The organism is Cupriavidus sp. C2SS-8b, assembly GCF_057073745.1.
On record NZ_CP172716.1, the window covers coordinates 749,127 to 770,653 of the forward strand.

Genomic DNA, 21,527 nt, shown 5'->3' on the forward strand with positions numbered 1-21,527 from the left:
AATGCGGCTCGTCTTGGATTTGCAGGGCGCACAGAGCGCCAGCCGTTTTCGGGGAATTGGACGCTATTCGCTGGCAGTTGCCTGTGCGTTGGCGCAGCGCGCACAGGATCATGAGCTGATCATTGGCCTGAATGGTCAACTGACCGAGTCTGTCGAGCCTATTCGCGCTGCCTTGGATGGGCTCGTCCCGCAGGAGAACATCAGGGTCTGGGGGGGGCTGAGCAATGTCCGTTTTTCATTGCCCGGAAGTGCGGCGCGGCGCCGTGCTGGCGAACTAGCCCGGGAAGCTTTTCTTGCAAGCCAGAAGCCGGATCTCGTGCTCGTCAGTAGTTTGTTCGAAGGTTACGTGGATGACGTCGTTACAAGCATTGGCCGTCTTTCGACCAGCCAGCCAAATGCTGTCACGCTGTACGATCTCGTCCCGCTTATTCACAAAGACACCTATCTGACAGAGGCCTCGATTTGCGACTGGTACTATCAGAAGGTCGCACATGCCCGGCGGGCCGATCTCTGGTTCGCCATATCGGAATCGTCGCGCAGGGAAGGTATCGACTTCCTGGATCTGCCGGCGGATCGGGTTGTGAATATTCGCGCGGCGGTGGATTCCGTCTTTCGCCCATTGAGACTAGGACAGACGGATCTCGCACGGATCACCGAGCGGTTCGGGCTTACGCGACCTTGCGTTATGTATACCGGTGGGACCGACGAACGGAAGTACCTGCGCGGGCTGCTGGAGGCTTTTGCCATGCTGCCGGCCGACATCCGCCGCGCCCATCAGTTGCTGATTGTTGGCAAGCTGACAGACGGCGAGATGGCGCAGCTCGGGAACCTGGCTAAAACCAATGGCCTAGGCCGGGACGAGATGATTTTGGCCGGCTATGTGACTGACTACGAACTGGTTGAGTTGTACAACGTTTGTAAGGCATTCGTTTTCCCTTCTTGGCACGAAGGATTTGGCCTCCCTGCACTCGAGGCCATGGCTTGCGGCGCGGCCGTAATTGGTGCAAACAGTTCCAGCATCCCAGAAGTCATTGGACGGGAGGATGCGTTGTTTACGCCTAGAAGCGCCCGTGCGATGTCCATGTTGCTGGGGCGCGTGCTGACCGACGAGGCTTTTAGCGCGTCGCTGAAGGAGCATGGTCTGAGGAAGGCGAAGGAGTTCTCGTGGGATGAAACGGCGCGTTTGTTGCTGGAGGGTGCCGAAGCGTGGCATGAACGCCAGGTTGCGAGTAACGCGGGGCGGGCCATGCCGGCGCCGTGCCGTCGGCCGCGCCTAGCCTATGTTTCGCCTATGCCGCCCGAGCCGACGGGCATTGCCGGCTACAGTGCCGCCCTTTTGCCGGAATTGGCGCGCCATTATCAGATCGACGTTATCTGCGATCAGCAGAAAATCGATGCACCTTTCGTTGCGGCGGACTGCAATATTCGTTCGGTGGAGTACTTTCTGGCGAATGCACAGTCATACGACCGGATCGTCTATCAGTTCGGAAACTCGCTGTTTCATGCACACATGCCTGCCTTGCTTGAAAACTTTCCGGGCGTCACGGTACTGCATGACTTCTTCTTGAGCGGCCTGTATTCGAACATGGAGGCCGCCAGCATTACACCAGGCGTCTGGCAGAAGCAGTTGTACGCTTCACATGGCTATCTTGCAGCTATCGAGGGTGTACAGGCCGAATGCAAGCACGAGGCTGTGTACCGGTACCCCGTTAATTTCCCTATCCTGCAGTACTCGCGAGGCATCGTTGTGCATTCGGCCGTGTCGCTGCGTTTGGCAGATAAGTGGTATGGCCCGCAAAGTGCGAAGAATTGGAAATTGATTCCGCTCTTACGCAAGCCGGCTACACATGCGAATCGTGCCGCCGCGCGCTCTCGGCTTGGTTTGCGCGAGGACGACTTTATCGTCGCGAGCTTTGGCATGGTGGCGCCTACAAAGCTCAACCATCGCGCGCTGTCGGCGTGGCGGTCGTCGCAATTGTCGTCGTCTGAGCGTTGTCAACTGGTATTCGTCGGCGAAATGCATGGTGGGGACTATGGCGCCGACATGGTCAGCCTGATCGACTCGCATGGCCAAGGTCGTATTCGAGTAACTGGACTTACCCCCGACGCTGACTACGAGGACTGGCTGGCCAGCGCCGACGTGGCCATCCAATTGCGCACCCATTCGCGCGGCGAAACTTCCGCGGCGGTGCTCGATTGCATGAACCATGGGATTCCGACCATCATCAACGCCCACGGTTCGATGGCGGACATTCCTGACTCGACCGTGTGGAAACTCGTGGACGAATTCGAGGATGCCGCACTCGTCGATGCCATAGAACGACTTTGGCAGGATGTTACGCTACGCAAACAGCTTGGCGACCGCGCGCGCGCGCTGGTTTGGGCACAGCATGCTCCCCGGGATATTGCCGATCGCTACCGGGATGCCATCGAATCATTCTACGCCGCAGATGCGCGTGGTCAGTTGTTTGACGCACTCGATGCCGAAGCTGTCTCGGATGCGGGGCTGCGGCATCTGGGCCGCGCCATTGCGACTTCGATGCCCTTGCCGCAGGTCGCCCGCCAACTGCTGGTAGATGTGTCTGCCATCGTCCAGCATGATCTGAAGACCGGCATCGAACGTGTGGCACGCAGCATCTTGCACTGTCTATTGCGCGATCCTCCCCCGGGCTTTCGAGTGGAGCCGGTCTATGCGACTGCCGATCATTCCTACTACTATGCGCGGCGCTTTACCATGGAATTCCTGGGCGCGGAAAGCACCGTGTTGACGGACGAGCCTGTCGAAGTTCAGGCGCAGGACATTTTCCTCGGGCTCGACTGGCACGCCTACTTTGTTCCCCAGCAGACGGCATTCTTTGCTGAGATGCGGCAGCGCGGCGGGCAGGCGTATTTCGTTGTGCATGATCTGCTCCCCATCCGGCTACCGCAGTATTTTCCCCCGGGAGCTAGCACTACGCACGAACATTGGCTGAATGAGGTGGCGCGAAATACGGGAGCGCTCTGTGTATCGGCGGCGGTGGCATCGGAACTGAACGATTGGGTTCGAGCTAGCGGCGTGGCGCGTACGCAGCCATTCCGCGTCGGCTGGTTCCATAATGGCAGCGATATAAGCTCGTCCGCGCCGTCCATGGGTCTCGACGCGCAACTTCTGTCGGACCTTGAGGTGATGCGCGACCTTCCTACCGCGCTGATGGTCGGCACGGTAGAACCCCGAAAGGGCCACAAATATGTGCTGGCTGCCTTTGATGAGCTTTGGCGCGCAGGCACGGCGTTCAACTTGGTGATCGTCGGCAAGCAGGGCTGGATGGTCGATAATTTGGCCAGTAAGCTTCTGGAGCATTGGCGCTATGGCAAGAACCTTTTCTGGTACCGCGGCATCAGCGACGAGGCGCTCGAGCGCATTTACTCTGCCTCCGATGGCGTAATAATGGCTTCGGAAGGAGAGGGATTCGGCCTTCCGTTAGTCGAGGCGGCCGAACACGCTAAGCCGATCTTGGCGCGCGACCTACCAGTGTTCCGGGAAGTGGCATGTGAATATGCCACTTACTTCTCGGATGATTCGCCCCAGGCGCTGGCGCGCGTTATCGAGCAGTGGCTGAGTGCAGCGCGTGCCGGAAAAGCTATCAGCTCGGCGGACATGCCCCGTTCCACTTGGGCGGACAGTGCTCGGCAGATCGTCGCACTGCTGACAAATCCGGCCGATTCACATTGGACTTACTCGTGGCCCATCCGCAGGGCCAGCGAGTAAAGACTGAAACCAACTAGATTAACCAGAAGAGTAGATGCATGAAGACGGCAATCATTACGGGTATTACAGGCCAGGACGGCGCCTATCTCGCTCAACTGCTGCTTGACAAAGGCTACATTGTCTACGGTACGTACCGCCGCACAAGCTCCGTTAATTTCTGGCGCATGGACGAATTGGGCGTGACCAGGCATCCGAACCTGCATCTCGTCGAATTTGACCTCACCGACCTAAGTACATGTATCCGCCTGCTACAGACTTCCGATGCTATGGAGGTCTATAACCTGGCAGCCCAGAGCTTCGTCGGCGTGTCGTTCGAGCAGCCAGTTACCACAGCGGAGATCACCGGCGTCGGTGCGTTGAACCTGCTCGAGGCCATTCGTATCGTCAATCCGAAAATTCGCTTCTATCAGGCCTCGACCTCGGAAATGTTCGGCAAGGTGCAGGCGATTCCGCAGACCGAATCGACCCCGTTCTACCCACGCAGCCCATACGGCGTCGCCAAGCTCTATGCGCATTGGATCACGGTGAATTATCGCGAGTCTTATGGGATTTTTGGTTCGAGTGGGATTCTGTTCAATCACGAATCACCACTGCGCGGCCGCGAATTTGTCACACGAAAGATCACGGATTCAGTTGCAAAGTTCAAGTTGGGTAAGCTCGATGTCCTCGAACTTGGCAATATGGATGCTAAGCGTGATTGGGGCTTTGCCAAGGAATATGTGGAAGGCATGTGGCGAATGCTACAGGCCGACGAGCCGGATACCTTCGTCCTAGCTACGAATCGTACGGAAACCGTCCGCGATTTTGTCACGATGGCGTTCAAAGCCGTCGATATCGCGCTCGACTGGAAGGGCAAGGGCGAAGGTGAAACAGGCGTGGACGTCCAGACCGGCAAGACGCTTGTGCGCGTCAATCCGAAGTTCTATCGTCCCGCGGAAGTGGAATTGCTTATCGGCGACCCTGCAAAAGCTAGGGTTAAGCTAGGCTGGGAACCTACTACGAGCCTCGAACAGTTGTGTGAGATGATGGTGAAGGCGGACCTAAGGAGAAACGAGATTGGTTTCTCGTTCTGAACCCGCGAAGCGCGTACTGGTGACCGGTAGTCAAGGTTTTACCGGTCTTTATGTGTGTGCGGAACTCGCTGCCGCCGGATACGATGTTACGGGGACTGCGATGTCGCCGGCACATGGTAGAGTGGCTCTCGATATTGCGTCGCCGGAAGCGTGCCGGAATGCAATTGAGACATTTCGTCCCCACTATATCGTACATCTCGCCGCAATTAGCTTTGTTGCCCATGCCAATGCCGACGCGTTCTATCGGGTCAATGTCGTCGGCACTAGCAATGTGCTACAGGCGTGTCACGATGCTGGTCACACCCCGGAAAAGATACTGATAGCCAGTAGCGCGAATGTCTACGGCAATACGGCAGGTGGCGTGCTGCATGAGGACCAGCGCATTCAACCGGTGAGTCACTATGGCGCCAGCAAGGCCGCTATGGAGTACATGGTTGCGACGTGGTTCGACAAGCTGCCAATAATTATCGTCCGGCCATTCAATTACACCGGCCGCGGCCAGGCACCGCAGTTCTTGGTGCCGAAGATTGTGGGGCATTTCCGGCAACGTCGTCTCCATATCGAATTGGGCAACCTCGACGTAATGCGCGATTTCTCTGACGTCAGGACGGTGGCGCATGCGTATCGTGCGCTACTAGAGAGCCACGCTGCAAGCGACATCGTCCATATATGCAATGGTGTTCCTTACGCGTTGAGAGATGTGATCAGGACACTGGAGCAACTCGCTGGTTATGAGATCGAGATTTCTGTCAATCCGGCGTTTGTTCGGGCCAACGAAGTGAAGGTGCTGATCGGGTCCCCCGAGAAGCTGAATCGCTGCGTTCCAGGCCTTGTCCGCCCCGCTTTTGAGGATACGCTGCGCTGGATGTACGAGGAATGAGACAGTTGCAGGTTGGTATCAGCACGTCGATGCTGGAGCCGGTAGGCAATGGCGGACATCTCGACGGCATTGGTGTCTATACGACGGCATTGCGGCGCACTCTGGCCGACGCGGGAGTGACGGTTCATGACTATTCTTTCCCTCCGTTCGCCACCAAGGCGTCCATGGTTAAGGGCAAGACTTTTCCGTGGTCATTCCCAGTGCAAATGCTGGCTTCGAGTCTGGGTCGGCCGGCGTCAACAGGGGAGCGCTTGGATATTTTCCACAGCACAGATTACCGGACAGTGCGAATGCGCTGCCCTGTTGTCGCAACGCTGCACGATGCAGTTCCACTGAAATACCCCGAATGGACCAGAGGGCGATTCCGCAGCCTTAAAAGTCTTGTGTTGCAGCGATCCGCCAGCTATGCGGACCATGTGATCGCGCTTTCCCGAGCAGTCATTCCTGATTTGGTCGAGTACTTCGGCATCGATGAGGGGCGTATCTCCGTTGTGCCCAATGGTGTAGATGCCAGTTGGTTCGACGCTCCTGCGGCGGAAGACGTTGAGAGAGAGCTTGCGTTGCGCGGCTTGCGTCGCGGATATTTTCTATTTGTTGGTACGTTGCAGCCACGCAAGAACGTAGTTGGGATCCTGAACGCTTATGAAGCTCTGCCTGATGCCACACGTAGGGACCGGCAACTGGTCATTGTTGGTCGTGCGGGATGGCATTGCGAAGAGGAGGTCAGCCGCCTGACTGCGGCGCGCACTACCAGCGGTGGGGGCGTCTGGCTCGACGATATCAAGGATACCGCTGCCTTGCGACGGATCTATGCTGGCGCAGGTGTATTCGTCTTTCCATCGCTGTATGAGGGCTATGGCATCCCTGTTTTGGAGGCGTTTGCCAGTGGATTACCTGTAGTGACCTCGAACGTTTCATCGCTCCCCGAAGTTGCAGGTAACGCAGCGCTCAAGGTGGATCCCACCGATTCCGCGGCCATAGCCGATGCTATGGGGCGCCTTGCAGAAAGTGATTCACTTCGTGCGCGTTTCATCGAGCTTGGAAATGCTCGTGCAAAGGCGTTGTCTTGGGAAAACACGGCTCGCATGACCGCTGACGTGTATCGGCGCGTGGTCGGATAAACGACAGTACAACGATGCGGGTACTTCAGGTATTTAAAACATACTACCCCGACTCGTTCGGGGGCGTGGAGCAGGTGATCCGCCAAATCGCGACGTCTGGCGCGGCGTATGGTGTCACCTGCAAGATATTCACGCTAAGCCATGCCGCCCGCGATGTGCGAATCGCGTATGAGGACGGCGTGGAAGTGATCCAGGTACCGTGTACGGTTGATGTTGCATCAACGCCGTTTTCGACGCGAGCACTTGGTCCATTCCGCGAAGCTGCGGCATGGGCAGATGTCATCCACTATCATTTCCCGTGGCCCTTTGCTGATATTCTGCACACACTCGTGCGACCGAGAAAGCCGGCGTTGGTGACTTATCACTCGGACATTGTCCGGCAGAAGATGTTGCTGCAACTATACAAGCCACTGCAGCGCAGGTTTTTCGATAGTATGCATTCAATTGTTGCAACCTCGCCCAACTACGTGGAAACAAGCGAGACGCTGCAAAAGTATGCGGATAAAGTGGTTGTCATTCCAATTGGTGTCAACGAGTCGGCATATCCCCGCCCTGATCAGACACGTATCGAAGAATGGCGCGCGCGCGTCGGCGAAGGGTTCTTCCTTTTCGTGGGCGTGATCCGATACTACAAAGGGTTGCACGTCCTTCTCGATGCGCTTGGGCCTGCTACAACTTCGGCAAACCCCAACATTCGCGTGGTGATTGTCGGTGCAGGTCCCATTGAAGATGGCCTGCGTCGACAAGCAGCGGCATTGAAGCTCGACAATGTGATATTTCTTGGCGCGCTGCCCGAGGAAGACAAGATTGCGCTGTTAAAGCTGTCCCTGGCGGTCGTGTTTCCATCCCACCTTAGGTCGGAGGCGTATGGCATCACGCTGGTAGAAGGCGCAATGTCTAGCAAGCCGCTAATCTCGGCGGAGATTGGCACGGGTAGCAGCTTCGTTAATGTTAACGAGCAAACCGGCCTCGTCGTCCCGCCGCGCGATCCACTTGCCTTACGCGAAGCGATGGACAGGTTGGCCACGCATCCTGAGGACGTCGCTCGTATGGGCAGTGAGGCGCGCAGGCGCTTCGAGACAGTTTTCACCGCAGACCGCATGACTTCGTCATATGCCGAGCTCTATCGGAGAATTTTTGGCAATGGGACGCCCATACAAGGTCCTTACGACAGCGAAATGCCTATTCCACTTGAATGAGTTGCCTTTAGGAAGTCCCTTGAGATGTTTATCGTGCAACGAATTGCAGTTTTGAGTGGACGCGGAAACGCCTGAATTCATATGATTGGATAAAACGCTGAGGTTTCGAAACTGATTATGGGGCAATGATTTTGAACGGGTGCATATTCAATATTTACTGGAATCCGGAGTCGAGTCACTCGTCGCTCCCGCGCGGTAGAGATAGATATGCCCCAGTAGTTGGAGTTGGAGAGAAAACGATGTCAGAGGGAATAGGTGAGCCGCTGTGAAACGTGTCGCCAAAGCAATATTTGTGTTTACTTGTCCAGCTTGGGCGGCTATGACTATGGCGGTAGCCATTGCGCTAATATATGTGGCGTACATCTATCCATCGGATTTTTTTCGTGGAATGGGGTATTACTTTGCCGACGGTGACGCGAGCCAGCATGTGAGTGGATGGCTCTTCTATGCGGCGGATGACTGGCATTTCCCCCTACTTCGCACCACGCGGCTCAATGCCCCAGAAGGGGTGAGCATTGCGCTAACTGATAGCATCCCTTTGGTAGCCCTTTTCCTTAAGCCGCTGAGTGCTTATCTACCGCGGGGCTTCCAGTATATTGGGTTATGGCATGCCATTGCCTACGTAATGCAGGCGCTGGCGGCAACTGCGCTCATACGCGTGCTTGGTTGTCGCACACTCTTTGCAGCCAGTGTTGCCACGGCGCTTGCTATTACTTGGCCAGCGCTAACCAATCGCCTGGGTCACACTTCCCTGATGACCCATGGTTTGATCCTGTTCGCGCTGAGTGCCTACTTCGCAGGTCTCAAAAACGAGGATAGCAGTAATCGCGCTGCGGGATGGCTGATCGCTCTAGTGGCCGTTGGCCTGCTGGTGCACCCATATCTGATGGCGATGATTTACACCATCTTCCTCGCATATGTGCTTGACAAGGGGTTCGGCGGGGAAGGTTGGCGTCTGCAAGGACTGCGAATCGCTGCATCGTTAGGTATGGTTGGAGCGTTGATGTACCTTCTTGGCTACACGGGGTCGGCTGGGGGCGCAGATGGCTTCGGCTATTACTCGATGAACTTGGCTTCCCCATTTTGTGGTGGCTTCTTGCTGCACTGTCGTATCGATGCGACGGGCGGACAACAGGAAGGGCTAAATTTCTTTGGGGTGGGCGGGCTTTTGATTCTCGCTGCAGGCGCATTGTCATCCAGGCTGGGTGAGAAGGCTAAAGCTGCGAAATTTAAGCATCCGTTCCTGATCCTCATGGCAGTCGGTTTGACTCTTTATGCTTTGTCGAATATATGGTACCTGGCTGGCATCAAAGTACTCAGCTATTCGCTTCCTTCGGCCTTCAGGCTCATTACCGGCACCTTCCGGGCGAGCGGCCGGTTTTTCTGGGTAGTCGGATATCTCTCATTGTTTGTTTCCTTGGCGTGCTTGCTAAAGAGCAAAGTGCGGATGGTGCCCATTGCCGTACTTATAGTGGCGCTCCCCTTGCAGTGGCTAGATACATCCAAGCTCCGGAGCAATGTAATTGATGCTGTGCATCGCCCAGAGAAAGTGGATCAGAAGCCGTGGGAAACGATTCTGGCTGGCGCCAAGCATTTAGTCATGTATCCGGCATTCGGTTGTGGTCGTGTTGAGCCAGAACAATATCTGTATTTTCAGAATATTGCTGCGCGACAAGGATTGACCTTTAATACGGGATACATCGCGCGGTTACGAACAACATGTGGTATTGCTGCTGCGGGTCTGCCTACTGAGTTTGACTCAGGTACAGTGTTCGTCATGCCGGAGAGTGAGCTCAAGTTCATTCAATTTGATCTCTCTCCCGCGCTTGTGGCAGCCGTAAGTCGTAATGAATGCGTGGTTGTTGACGGGCTCATTGCATGTCGACGAGGTTTGGGTGTGGGTGACATCGCGCTTCGTTGGGGGGGGAAACTCGTCGATGGCATAATGCTTGAAGGAAAGGCGGAGTACTCGGCCAATGAGCTTCCTACTGTAGTAGGGCGTCTCAAAGATGAGCGCCTTATCAGCCATGCAGATCGGCCTGGCACCCTTAGCTATGGTCCCTATGTTGATCTCACGCCAGGTAGATACCGGGCCTCAATCGAATATTCGTGTTCATCGACATCGAGCGGTCAGTGTGGCTCATGGGATATCATGGCAGATGGCGCGATCAAGCCGCAGAATATTGCGCGAGGCACCTTGCGAGCAACCCATGGGTCTAGCGTTATCCTCAGTGAGGATTTCGTGTCAGAAAGAAGTTTGCGAGCACTGGAAATTCGAAGCATATATGATGGTGACGGTGTCATGGAAATTCATAAAGTCACCCTCGAAAGAAGGTATTGAAGAATGACAATAATTTCAATCGTAGTGCCGCTGTATAATGAAGAGGCGATCGTTAACCGCAATCTTCAAATAATTGCAAGTGAAGCCGAAACAGAAGGCCATACTCTGGAAATCATAGCCGTTAACGACGGCTCTGCGGATGGTACTTGGGCCCAGATCTGTAGAGTTGCTGAATCTGATAATCGGATCAGAGGAGTCTGCTTCACCCGAAATTTTGGAAAGGAAGCTGCAATTTTGGCTGGCTTGCGGGAGGCTCGCGGAGATGCGGTTATCGTGATTGATGCTGATCTGCAGCATCCACCTAGCCTTATCCCAGAAATGATTCGCCTATGGAAAAGTGGATTTCCAGTTGTAGAGGCAATTAAGGCAAACCGCGGCAGGGAGACAGTCGCCAATCGAATTTTCGCCAAAACTTTCTACGCTCTATTCCATCGCCTTTCTGAACTCGACATTGCCGGTCATTCAGATTTCAAGTTGCTCGATAGGGCTGTTGTGCAGGCCTATATCACGTTGCCGGAACGTAATCGATTCTTCCGCGGCTTGATTCACTGGGTGGGTTTCAAAAGTGCGCGTATTCCATTCGATGTTGCTGAGCGTGATATTGGCGGATCCAGATGGAACAAGTTGAAACTTTTGAGGTATGCAATCAACAATATCACCATGTTTTCGAGTTTTCCGTTGAAATCGATCACGTGGCTCGGAGTTCTGATGTTTATGCTCGGAGGTGTGATTGGAACGCTGAGCATAGTTCAGAAGGCCGAAGGTAGAGCGATTGATGGCTTTACCACGGTGAATCTTCTGATCATCATGATGAGCAGTATATTGATGGTAAGCCTTGGTATAATCGGTCACTACCTGAGTCGCATTTACGACGAGGTGAAAGGCCGTCCACCATTTGTGATTGCATCTCAGGAAGAGGAGATTCAACCATGAATGCCCCTTTGTTGGCTCTTGTATCGGTGCTTTGCAATGTTGGGGCGCAGGTGATGATAAAAATCGCAGGACGGCATGGCGTAGGGAATGAGGGCTTCATGTCGTGGTTATCGCCATGGCTATTTCTTGCGATTGCTCTTTATGGGTCCAGTTTTATGTTAACCGTAAAAGTATTCGCTGTAAATCCTCTTTCAATGGCTGCGCCTTTAATGGCGGGGGCAACATTTCTGCTCGTGGCGCTTGCCAGCACTGTCGTGTTCGGCGAGAGCATTTCTCTGGCGAGGGCATTCGGTATATGTATGATTACTGGTGGTATTTTCGTGCTGGCGCGCGGGCTATAGGCATCATTCGAAATTAGGGCTGCGGCATCCATTACAGCATACGAATATGCCCGGAGAAGGTCAGGGAAATACCGCAAAGAGATTTTCGCTACTTCGGATTGCCGATAGAAATAGATACTAAAGCATTTGGGCGCGGTGTTGCTGGCATGCCGAGGCGTTCTTATTGCACGATAGGTCGGTTTTGAACGACTGGGGCTGCGCCATCACTGACGGTGTATTGGCGAGTGCGATCGCCAGTTGGTGCAAGTAGGCCTCCGCGGGTGTGCCTTGAGGTGCCGATGAGCATATGACAATGGCTCTTTCCCACCACCACTATTCGCGGGCAGCTGCCAGCCTGAGCTTCTTTCTACTTGCTAGCCTTCCCGAAACGGGCTCACCAGGTCTCATCGGTTGTCACTGATTGAGGCTTCACTGCACAGCCCAAGCGAGATTGCCTCTCAGCCGCTCTTGGCTGCGGTGCGTCGCCAACCCTGTCGCCTCGTGCAGCACCGAACTGACGGTGTGACAACTACAAATCGGGGGGGGGCGCAGGCTTGAAAAGGGATTAGATCCTTGATTGCCTTCTCTATGCCGACCGAAATTCAACGCAATTTTTCCGTAGGAATAGAGCCGAGCGGTAGAACTGCTAATATATGAGGAAAGTTTATAAGAGTGGGGGATTTATGCGCGGTAATATAGATCAAGAATTTGAGCGAGACATTTCGTTGGATTGCATCCGTTTCGTGGCAATGTTATTTGTGATATGCATTCACGTTTCAGCCAAAGGTTTTTCAGCGATCGAGCAACGACACTGGTGGGCCGTGAATACCTTTGAGAGTGTATCGCGTATTTCGGTGCCCCTCTTTTTCATGGTGACCGGAGCATTACTGCTCCCGCGAGAGTCTTCAGTGTCATCAATGCTGTCGCGGTTGCGGAGAGTTGTAATTCCACTCTTTTCTTGGTCTATTCTGTATTTATTGTGGTTTAAGTATACGGGTACGGACTATGAATTTTGGATTTCAAGAATTTTGAAAGCTCCTGTTGTAGATCATCTTTGGTATTTATATACTTTGTTGGGGGCTTATCTGTTTCTCCCGGTGATGGCTGGGTTTTTTCAAGCTAATAACCTCAAGGTTTTGCTGTTCGTGATGGGAGTGTGGTTTGTGGGCGCAACTATTGTTCCTACAATCTTTTTTCTTACAAAAGAGGAGTACGTGGGAATTAATTGGGGATTTCTTTCATTGTATTCGGGCTATATTGTCTTGGGGGCGATTCTTTACAAAAAAATAGAAGCAAAAAAATTCTTGGTATTTAGTTCTGCTGTAATTTGGGGGTTGTGTGCGATTTTGACAGCGGGATTTACGTGGCTTTATTCAATGAAGTTATCTCTGGCAAGTGAGGTGTTTTATGCATACACGTCGCCTTTCGTTGCGATTGGCGCTATTGCTGCCTTTATTGTGTTGAGATGGATGAGTCAAGAATTTCTGTCTAAAGCTAAATTAACGAGTGTCGCGCTGATTAGGTTGAGTCGATTGAGTTTTGGCGTGTATTTAATTCATGTAATGGTTATATTTGCAATGGATGTAAATGGATTTGATTATAAATTCATAAACCCATGGATCGCTATTCCGTGCGTAACATTCTTCGTGTTTTTCGTGTCGGCGTCGATCGTTTTTCTTTTGCAAAAATTTCCTGTAACTCGTGCCATTGTCCCTGCATGACTATTGACATGGTCCTGTCGTGTTTATTCACTGACCTCGTATCTCGCAATTTTTTCGTCGACTGATCATTGATCGGCGCATGTTGTTAGTCGTGACCATGCAGCCTGGTCGCAATCGCGCGTCGAAGTTGCAGATTGTTATTTAATTCAACGAGGAAAAATGTCAAATAACAGTTGACGTGAGTCAGTTGTTGTTGGGGAGCGATCGCCGCTCGTATTCGGGAAAACTACAATTACGCCACTCCAGTTCGAAGGTTTGAAGATGAGTGCTATACGAATCGGAATGGTCGCGCAATATAACTCTCTATAGATCCAGTGGCGTCAGAGAGGTGAAAGCGCACGTGGTTGGCGACGTGGCTCAAACGGCTACTGCAATCTCGGTACGGGGCTCTTAGCAGGCCGCTGAAATACCGCGAGCGAACGTCAGCGCGACGACTGACTGAAGCGTTGATTTGAGGACCCCATCCAACCTTACTTTCATGCGCGGCGCAGACACCTTCACGGAGAGCTTGTTCACAATGCGAAGGCTGGATGATTTCGTGCCGCAGTCCCACCCGCTGCGCTCGATCCGCGCCATGGCCAACCAGGCGCTGGTGAATATGGCCCGGTTGTTCGCGCAGATGTACGAGGCCGATATCAAGGGTGGCCGGCCCAGCATCGCACCTGAGAAGCTGCTGCGGGCCATGCTGCTGCAGTTGCTCTACAGCATTCGCTCCGAACGTCAGCTCATGGAGCAGACGCCAGTACAACCTGCTGTTTCGCTGGTTCATCGGGCTGTCGATGGACGACCCAGTTTGGGGGCCCACCGTTTTCACCAAGAACCGCGAACGGCTGATCAAGCATGATGCTGTCATCGAGTTCTTCAACGAGGTGCTGGCCATCGCACAGAAGAAGAACTGGCTGTCGGGCGAGCACTTCAGCGTGGACGGCACACTGATTCAGGCATGGGCAGGCCACAAGAGCTTCGTGCGCAAGGATGGCGGCGACAAGGACGACAACGACGGCGGCAACTTCAAGGGGCGCAAGCGCAGCAACGACACACACGAGTCCAAGACCGATCCCGACGCCAAGCTCTACCGCAAGGGCAAGACAGGCAGCGAACTGCGCTACATGGGTCATACCCTGAGCGACAACCGCCACGGCCTGGTGGTGAGCGCCATGGTGACCAATGCGGACGGACACGCCGAGCGCGAAGCCGCCAAGGTCATGCTCAACGATGCCAGGCAGGCGACGGAAGACCCGGATGTGGAAGTCACCGTGGGCGCGGACAAGGGTTATGACGCACACGAGTTCATTGATGCTTGCTTGCAGATGAAGGTGACGCCTCACGTGGCGCAAAACACCTCGGGGCGGCGCTCGGCCGTTCCTGATGCCATTGCTTGCAGCGCCGGCTATGCCATCTCGCAGCAGAAGCGCAAGCTCATCGAACAAGGCTTCGGGTGGGCGAAGACCGTGGGGCGCATGCGCCAGGTAATGGTGCGCGGACTAAAGAAGGTCGACCAAATGTTTGTGCTTAGCATGGCGGCCTACAACCTCGTGCGCATGCGCTCGCTGGGACAAATCCGTCCGCAGTTGCAGTAATCGCGGTAAAGAGGTGGGAATGAGTGTCAAAACGCAAAAAAACGTCGATGCAGTGACGCCCGGCTTCCGGACTGTCAAAAAATTGCGAACCGCCTGGCCTTGTGGGAGAAGCCTCACCGTTTGCGCGGTGAGTACTTCAGCAGCCTGTTAGGCTAGCCTCCAAAGCGCTCGATGACGGAAATTATCCAAGAGCATGGATCTCGTGAAGGATCATGCCTTGTCATTGGTCCCTTCAGGAACACAAGATTTGTGCACCGGTCGATGTGTTGATATTGTTTTGATGCTGACCTGCATTCGGCTCGCAAATGATGCTAATGACCAGGACTGGTAAGCTTGAGCTGATTTATCGTCTCGAGGTAGATATCAACAATCCGAGCTTCGCCAAACCGGGCTTCAACATCCTGTCGTCCGGCCTTGCCCATCTTCCGCAGCCTTTCGTCGTCGCTATGGCATAGCTCCAGCAGAGTTGCTGTCAACTCTTCATAGCTGCGCGCCGGACAAAGCCTGCCAGTCACACCATCCCGCACTACATCACGGCATCCGGGCACATCCGTCGCCACAATTGGCTTTTCCATCGAAGCTGCTTCGAGCAGTGTGCGGGGCACACCTTCGCGGTAGGAGGGCAGGACCACACAATCAGCTTGGGCAATTACACCCCTTACATCCGGTGCAGTGCCAAGGTATTCAACGAGCCCTTCGCCCTGCCAAGCCAGTAGCTGTGTGCGTGAAATCGCACTTGGATTCTCGACGTCGGCGGGACCTAGCAATTGGAACCGGACATGAGGGTGCTCAGCACGGATGCGGCGTGCCGCCTCGACATATTCGCCGACACCCTTGTCCCATAGCATTCGCGCAATCAAGAGAAATCGAAAAGTGCCGTCTTCGCTAGGCGGTCGCTGACCCGGGGCGTAGTACTCAAGATCGATGCCCTCGCTGGGCAGCACAAAGGTCTGTTGTTCGCTGACCAGGTTACGTAATAGGAATTCCCGCCGATCGTCCTCGTTGAGGAACCAGACCTGATGGCTCGAGCGCAGGGCCACTCGGTAGAGCACCCGACCTATTCGCGCCACTAGATTGTCGTTGATGAAGACGAAGCCAAGACCTGTGGTTACGGCAATACAGGGAATGCCGGCTAGTCGGGCTGCCAGCGAACCATAGATATTGGGCTTGATCGTGTACTGGAATATGCAATCGGGCCTTTGCTGCCTGTACAGCCGCACTAGTTGGCTGAAGCATTTCCAGTCTGTCAGTGGATTGGCGCTCTTTGCGGACAGTGTCAGGGCGTGAAATTCGCAACCAAGCACTTGGAGCGATTCTGAGGCGCGATCTGCCGGAGCAATAATGCTGACCCTGGCGCCGCGAGCAAGCAAGGCGCGTATCACACCACTACGGTACTGTTGGATGGACCAGCAAGAGTTTGCTACGAACGCAACATGCGTGCCGTCCAGCCGCCGCTCCTGCGACCGTGCAGCCGCCTCTTCCTGGCCGCCCGGTATATCCAGGGCTGGACGTTCGTAAATACTATTTCGCATCCTTGTCGCAGTCTATTTCGACGGTCAATTCACTGCATGAACAGTCAGTCGCGTAGTTCTGCATCCCTACTTGTGAGCCTCATAAGGGATTACGCTGAGCCGGGCGAATTTTAGCAGAACCCTATGAATACGCTGGTGTTGCCGTTGCTTCGCTTTCGTTGGTTCATCCGACCAATTTCCGGGCGATGTCAGGCGTTACGACCGATAACGAGTCGCTCCCAACTTTCGATGACCAGGTCTGGCATATAGCGACGCACTGTGGCGGCTCCGCCCCGTGTAATTTGTTGACGCAGAGTATCGTCTGCAACGAGTTGCAAAATTCGCCCGGCCAATTCCTCGCTGTCGTTCACTGGAGCAAGCAGTGCATTTTGGCCATCTTGCAGAATCTCGCGTGGTCCGGTTTCGCAATCCGTCGATACAACTGGCAGGCCAAAAGCCATGGCCTCGATCAGGACCATGCCAAAGCCTTCATAACGCGAGCTCAGACAGAAGATCTCCGCACCGCTGTATTCGTCTGCAATGTTGCTCGTTGCACCAGGCAGTGTCACCGAATCGCCCAATTCGAGCTGATCACGAAGCCGTTCCAGCCCAGCCCGGCACTCCCCTTCGCCCACAATGCGAAGCTTCCAGTTCGGGTAGGCCATCGCCACCTGTTTCCAGGCGAGCAACAAGACGTCAAAACCTTTTGCTTCGGTCAGGCGGCCTACCGCCAGCACAGTTTTTGAGCCCTCTATCGGGTTCGTCTCAGATGGCTCGAAGGGCAGGGGATTGGGGATGACTTCAACTGGGTTGGCGGGATTCAGGCATTCATGCCAACGTACTCGGTCTCGATCAGTCAGTACTACCACTTGTTCAAAAAATCGCACCGCCAGCCGTCGTGCAAGGCGCCGGCTGCGGCGTCCCAGGTCTTGGTCGAAATTGCAGTGCTCCCATGCAATCTGCCGCACGGGCAAGCGGAAGCAGGCGGGCAGCGTGAAGAGAGCTAGCATAGTGTCCACGCTGATCAGTACGTGAACGCCATGAGCTTTTATGTAACGACGGATCCCGAGTACGGTCGAGGCATACCTTGATTTGAATGACGGCCGTTTGGGATACAGGGCATCAACCGTGACGGAAGGATCCAGTGTGTACTGGCTGTTCTGGCCCCAGAGACAGAGTATTCGCACTTGCCAGCCTCGGCGCGCGAGTCCGTTGGCAATGACTGCAGTAACCCGTTCGGCTCCGGCAAGTGCATCCATTGTGCCGGTCAGGAAGCAGATTGTCGGACGCGGGTTCATGCAGTTCGCGGCGAGGCAGCGGGCTCGTCGCGGTTCAGTAGCAGGAAGCCAATGCCTGCCGCTACTGCTAGCGTGTTGCCTGCGATATATCCGAAGACAGCACCCTGTGCGCCCACGTGCGGGATGGTGGTGAGGTCTACAACCGCTGTGACAACCAGCACGAGCAGGCTTTTTGCGGCCAGCCAGCCTGGCTTGCGCAGGTGGATGGCAAACAGGGACAGGCCTACATCAGCGAAGAGCAGGCCGCTTGCAAGCGCCCCCTGTCGAAGCAATGCAACGGTGGCGTCGAAGCGGCCACCATAGAGTAGATGCACAATCCACGGCGCACTGAAGGCAATGATTGCGCCACCAGTCGCCCCTATTGCTGCCATGCCGCCCGCCACGCGCGCCACGTTGCGACGTGCCATGGCCAGCGTCGGTTGCGCATAGATTGCGAGTGGCGCGACGGAACTGGCAATGATCGTGGCGAGCAGCGCAAAGTTGTCCAGGATTTGCATGCAAGCGGCGTAGGCTCCGAGGTCGGGCAACGGCACTCGTGGTTTGAGCAGGAGTTGGTCGATGCGCCGGGCACTGAACATGAGCATCATGCCGATCCAGAATACCGAGCCACTTCGCACCAGACCGGCAATTAGCTCCCGATCCGGCGATACCGGCTGCCGTGGACGGCGTTGCAGGTAGTGGCGTGCCAGAAGGGCGGCCAGCAGGACGGATTCGAACACGAACGCCCACGCATATTCATGAACGGTGCGCGTTTGCAGAAGGTAAAGAACGCTAATCAAGGCTCCTTTCAGCATCAAGGCCAGCAAGCTGAAGGTAACGCCCGCGCGATTGTCGGTATGGGCCTGCATCCAGGCATTGACTACACCGAATGGCTCACGCAGCAGGATAGAAAGTCCGAGGATCGCAGCGATGTGCACTGTGATGGCATCCTGCCCGGTGAGTACGATTGTCACAAGTAGCAGTAGGTAGCCTGCCACGGCGGCAACCTCACGCAGGCCGAAGACATGCGCTAGAAGGTGGTATTGCGCCGCGGGTGAGGAGTTCGCGACCAGGCGCGGCACAAGGACCTCGCTACCACAGATCAGCCCGATGGATGAGGCAATGAGGGCAAGGGATTGCGCGTACTGGAAGTGGGCAAAACCTTCCGGGCCTACGCCACGCGCGATCAATGCAACGGTAACGATACCAAGCATGACCTGAAGGGCGCGCTCGCCGAGCAGCCAGACCACATTGCGTGCAATCTGTCTACGCATGTCCAGCTTCCTGGCAGGATACTTCGTCGGGTCTGCGGCCCGCGGCGGCAGACAGATCTTGGTACAACTGGATCCATTGCATTGCGACGTTGGGTAGCCCGTAGGTGGCTACGACATGCGCCCGTCCCGACGCGACATCCTGTTGCTTACACAGGGCCGTGCGCATCGCTGCGGCGAGTTCGCCAATATTGGCCGGTGCTACGATGGCGCCAGATGCTGCGAGCAGGGACCGTACACCGGATACATCGGTCGCAACGACGGCAGTCTCGCAGGCCAATGCCTCGGCAACGACAAGCGGCAGCCCTTCCAGCACGGACGAGAGCACGAAGATATCGCTGGCGTTCATAAGTTCGGGCACGTTGGAGCAGGGGCCCAGCAGCCTGACTACATGAGACAGACCCAGCGCGGCGGCATGGCTCGACAGCGCTTCCCTGAGGGGACCGTCGCCGGCTATCAGCAGATGAGTGTCGGCCGCGATCTGTGGGTCACGGCGCAATAGAGCAAATGCCTCGATCAGGTGTTGCTGGGCCTTTTCGGGGACGAGTCGTCCGACGTTTAGAAACACTCTACTGTCCGGGCTCAAGCCAAGTATTCGCCGCGTTTGTATGCGGGCATTCGGGTCAGGCCGAAAGCGATCTGTATCGATTCCATTTGGCATGACACGGATGCGGGCTGCTGTCGTCGCATGGACGTCCACCATGCGTTGCCGACCTTCTGCGCTCACGTGTGTTGTCAACGTGCACCATCGGTCCGTCAGTCGATACGCCAGCATGCGAAGCCGGCCACCTTCACGCAGGCTGTGCGCCGTGCATACCACCGGAATTCGATTGCCTGTGGATCGCCGGGGACGCATCAATCGCGCAAAGATATTGGCGTGAAACATGTGCGCGTGGACAATATCCGGACCCCATCCTACAACCCATTTTCGTACAGCGCGCAACGTGAGAAGGAACTGCAGTGGAGTCTTGCGCAGCTCGACGCGGAACAGCGTTACGCTTGGTGGGAGCTCTATTTCCTGTGCGAGGGTAAGACTCACCACGGCTACGCTATGCCCGAGTGCTATGAATTGGCTGGCCAGATCTGCAACCTGGCGCTCGGCTCCGCCAAGCTTGAGCCCGGTCGTCAGCAACAAAATACGCATCAGGTCGTGGGGCAGCAGCCAGGTTTGCCTAGTCGCATCAACGTGCCCCGTAACCCGTGAGAAGGGTGCGTATGGTCTTGGAAGCAATCAGCAAATCGAGCGCCATCGAACAGTGCTTGACGTAGTAAAGGTCATAGCTGAGCTTGGTGATCGTTTCTTCGTGGCTGGCAGCGTACCCTTGCTGGACCTGGGCCCAACCTGATACCCCGGGGCGCACGAGATGGCGGTACGGATAGTACGGGATCGTTTCCGAAAAGGAATCCACCAATGAAGACTGCTCTGGGCGAGGGCCAATCAGGCTCATTTGGCCAACGAAAACGTTCCAGAGTTGCGGGATTTCGTCGAGCCGGTACTTGCGGATAAAGCGCCCGACCCGGGTAATACGAGGATCTCGGTGTGCGGCAAACTGGGCTTCAACATCAGGTATATCCGCCATGCTTCGAAACTTGAACATGGTGAATACCTTGCCGTAAAGGCCTACCCGTTCTTGGCGGAAGATTGCCGGCCCACTGGACTCCAGACGGATGGCGGCTGCGACGATCAGTCCCACGGGAATGGCAATAGGCGCCAGTAGCAGGACTGCCGCGATATCGCTTATTCGCTTGAGCGGGGCATATACGAAGTTCTGGGCATGGTCATCCAGGAAGTTCTCATCTATGTTCGACAGAGCGAGACGGCCGGTAAGGAGCTCGGCGATGCGCTCCACCGAATAAACGTGAACGTGGCTGAGCTTGAACCGGGCAAGGGCGCGGGTACGTTCCGGGTCAACGGTTGCGCTACGGTCCATCATGAGCCCATCGCAATTGACGGCTTCCGGCAAAGTGACAATGTGGCGAAATTCTGCGTGTGAGCTTTGCGCCGCACCTGGCATGTCCATCAGCGTTTGGAGGTGCGCGAGCGACTGGGGGTCGCTATAACCAAAGGTGGGAACGTACCGACTGACAAACCGGTTGTAGCCGCTCCATAGCCACAAGAGTGTGATCAGCATGCATACAAGCATTGCCCCGCGTGAATAGTCGATGCGAAATGTCGCGCAGACGGCAAGAAGCAGGGCAAAGGGCAGGAGCGTTGCAGGAGCCACCATGTTGTTCCCCTCAAGCGGGGGCATATGCATGGTGCGGTCCAGCAAGCGGTAAGCGACGGCATAGGGAATGACCGACATCGCAATGGTATTCAGGAAAACCTGCGTCACCAGACCGTGTCGTCTCGCCTCATGGCCGGCCAAGGCAGCCAACCCGTAGAACAGCAGGCCAAGCCCCGTCCATGCGAGCATGCGGCTACGGCGGCGGATGGTTTCGGAAGACGTTCGCGTTGGCAGCTTCATTTTATGACGCGGAAGCCGCGCCAATGCATGACCAGCCGGTTCTAGGGGGTGCTGCATACAGGAAAGTCGGGGCTTTTCGGTTCA

At 55.4% G+C, this 21,527-nt stretch carries 14 protein-coding genes and 1 pseudogene; 10 read left to right on the plus strand and 5 right to left on the minus strand.

Going from position 1 to position 21,527, the window contains the following annotated elements:
* The first annotated feature begins 1 nt into the window (after window position 1).
* The 10 genes and pseudogenes from ACIGJB_RS03420 to ACIGJB_RS03465 all read left to right on the plus strand — a co-directional run bounded on the left by ACIGJB_RS03420 (window position 2) and on the right by ACIGJB_RS03465 (window position 14,916).
* The gene (locus ACIGJB_RS03420; RefSeq protein WP_483731401.1) at window positions 2–3,748 is read left to right on the plus strand and encodes a glycosyltransferase; all 3,747 of its coding nucleotides are present in this window, start codon (window positions 2–4) and stop codon (window positions 3,746–3,748) included.
* Window positions 3,749–3,786: 38 nt separating this feature from the next.
* A complete protein-coding gene (gmd, locus tag ACIGJB_RS03425; protein WP_483731402.1) occupies window positions 3,787–4,821 on the plus strand; it encodes a GDP-mannose 4,6-dehydratase in 1,035 nt (344 codons plus the stop codon).
* Entirely contained in the window at window positions 4,805–5,701 is an 897-nt protein-coding gene (locus ACIGJB_RS03430) for a GDP-mannose 4,6-dehydratase (protein WP_483731403.1), read from the plus strand. The genes gmd and ACIGJB_RS03430 overlap by 17 nt, the downstream gene beginning before the upstream one ends.
* Entirely contained in the window at window positions 5,698–6,822 is a 1,125-nt protein-coding gene (locus ACIGJB_RS03435; RefSeq protein WP_483731404.1) for a glycosyltransferase family 4 protein, read from the plus strand. Before ACIGJB_RS03430 ends, ACIGJB_RS03435 begins: the two co-directional genes overlap by 4 nt.
* A gap of 14 nt (window positions 6,823–6,836) precedes the next feature.
* Window positions 6,837–8,021, plus strand: a complete 1,185-nt coding sequence (locus tag ACIGJB_RS03440) for a glycosyltransferase (RefSeq protein ID WP_483731405.1) — start codon at window positions 6,837–6,839, stop codon at window positions 8,019–8,021.
* Window positions 8,022–8,286: 265 nt separating this feature from the next.
* The gene (locus ACIGJB_RS03445) at window positions 8,287–10,362 is read left to right on the plus strand and encodes a DUF6311 domain-containing protein (protein ID WP_483731406.1); all 2,076 of its coding nucleotides are present in this window, start codon (window positions 8,287–8,289) and stop codon (window positions 10,360–10,362) included.
* Between the two features lie 3 nt (window positions 10,363–10,365).
* Window positions 10,366–11,295 (plus strand): glycosyltransferase family 2 protein, encoded by a 930-nt coding sequence (locus tag ACIGJB_RS03450; protein ID WP_483731407.1) that lies wholly within the window; start codon window positions 10,366–10,368, stop codon window positions 11,293–11,295.
* Window positions 11,292–11,636 (plus strand): hypothetical protein, encoded by a 345-nt coding sequence (locus ACIGJB_RS03455; RefSeq protein WP_483731408.1) that lies wholly within the window; start codon window positions 11,292–11,294, stop codon window positions 11,634–11,636. The genes ACIGJB_RS03450 and ACIGJB_RS03455 overlap by 4 nt, the downstream gene beginning before the upstream one ends.
* Before the next feature lie 632 nt (window positions 11,637–12,268).
* Window positions 12,269–13,336, plus strand: coding sequence for an acyltransferase (locus ACIGJB_RS03460; RefSeq protein ID WP_483731409.1), 1,068 nt, complete (start codon window positions 12,269–12,271; stop codon window positions 13,334–13,336).
* A gap of 478 nt (window positions 13,337–13,814) precedes the next feature.
* A pseudogene (locus tag ACIGJB_RS03465) lies at window positions 13,815–14,916 on the plus strand (IS5 family transposase).
* Between the two features lie 311 nt (window positions 14,917–15,227).
* Here the strand turns inward: ACIGJB_RS03465 and ACIGJB_RS03470 are convergent.
* The 5 genes from ACIGJB_RS03470 to ACIGJB_RS03490 form a co-directional block, all read right to left on the minus strand.
* Entirely contained in the window at window positions 15,228–16,448 is a 1,221-nt protein-coding gene (locus tag ACIGJB_RS03470) for a glycosyltransferase family 4 protein (protein WP_483731410.1), read from the minus strand.
* A 188-nt stretch (window positions 16,449–16,636) separates the two neighbouring features.
* Entirely contained in the window at window positions 16,637–17,725 is a 1,089-nt protein-coding gene (locus tag ACIGJB_RS03475) for a glycosyltransferase family 4 protein (protein ID WP_483731411.1), read from the minus strand.
* Window positions 17,722–18,978, minus strand: a complete 1,257-nt coding sequence (locus ACIGJB_RS03480; protein ID WP_483731412.1) for a lipopolysaccharide biosynthesis protein — start codon at window positions 18,976–18,978, stop codon at window positions 17,722–17,724. The genes ACIGJB_RS03475 and ACIGJB_RS03480 overlap by 4 nt, the downstream gene beginning before the upstream one ends.
* Window positions 18,971–20,119: a glycosyltransferase gene (locus ACIGJB_RS03485; protein ID WP_483731413.1), complete on the minus strand. Its 1,149-nt coding sequence runs from the start codon at window positions 20,117–20,119 to the stop codon at window positions 18,971–18,973. The genes ACIGJB_RS03480 and ACIGJB_RS03485 overlap by 8 nt, the downstream gene beginning before the upstream one ends.
* A 37-nt stretch (window positions 20,120–20,156) precedes the next feature.
* Window positions 20,157–21,443: an exopolysaccharide biosynthesis polyprenyl glycosylphosphotransferase gene (locus ACIGJB_RS03490; protein ID WP_483731414.1), complete on the minus strand. Its 1,287-nt coding sequence runs from the start codon at window positions 21,441–21,443 to the stop codon at window positions 20,157–20,159.
* Between the last annotated feature and the right edge of the window lie 84 nt (window positions 21,444–21,527).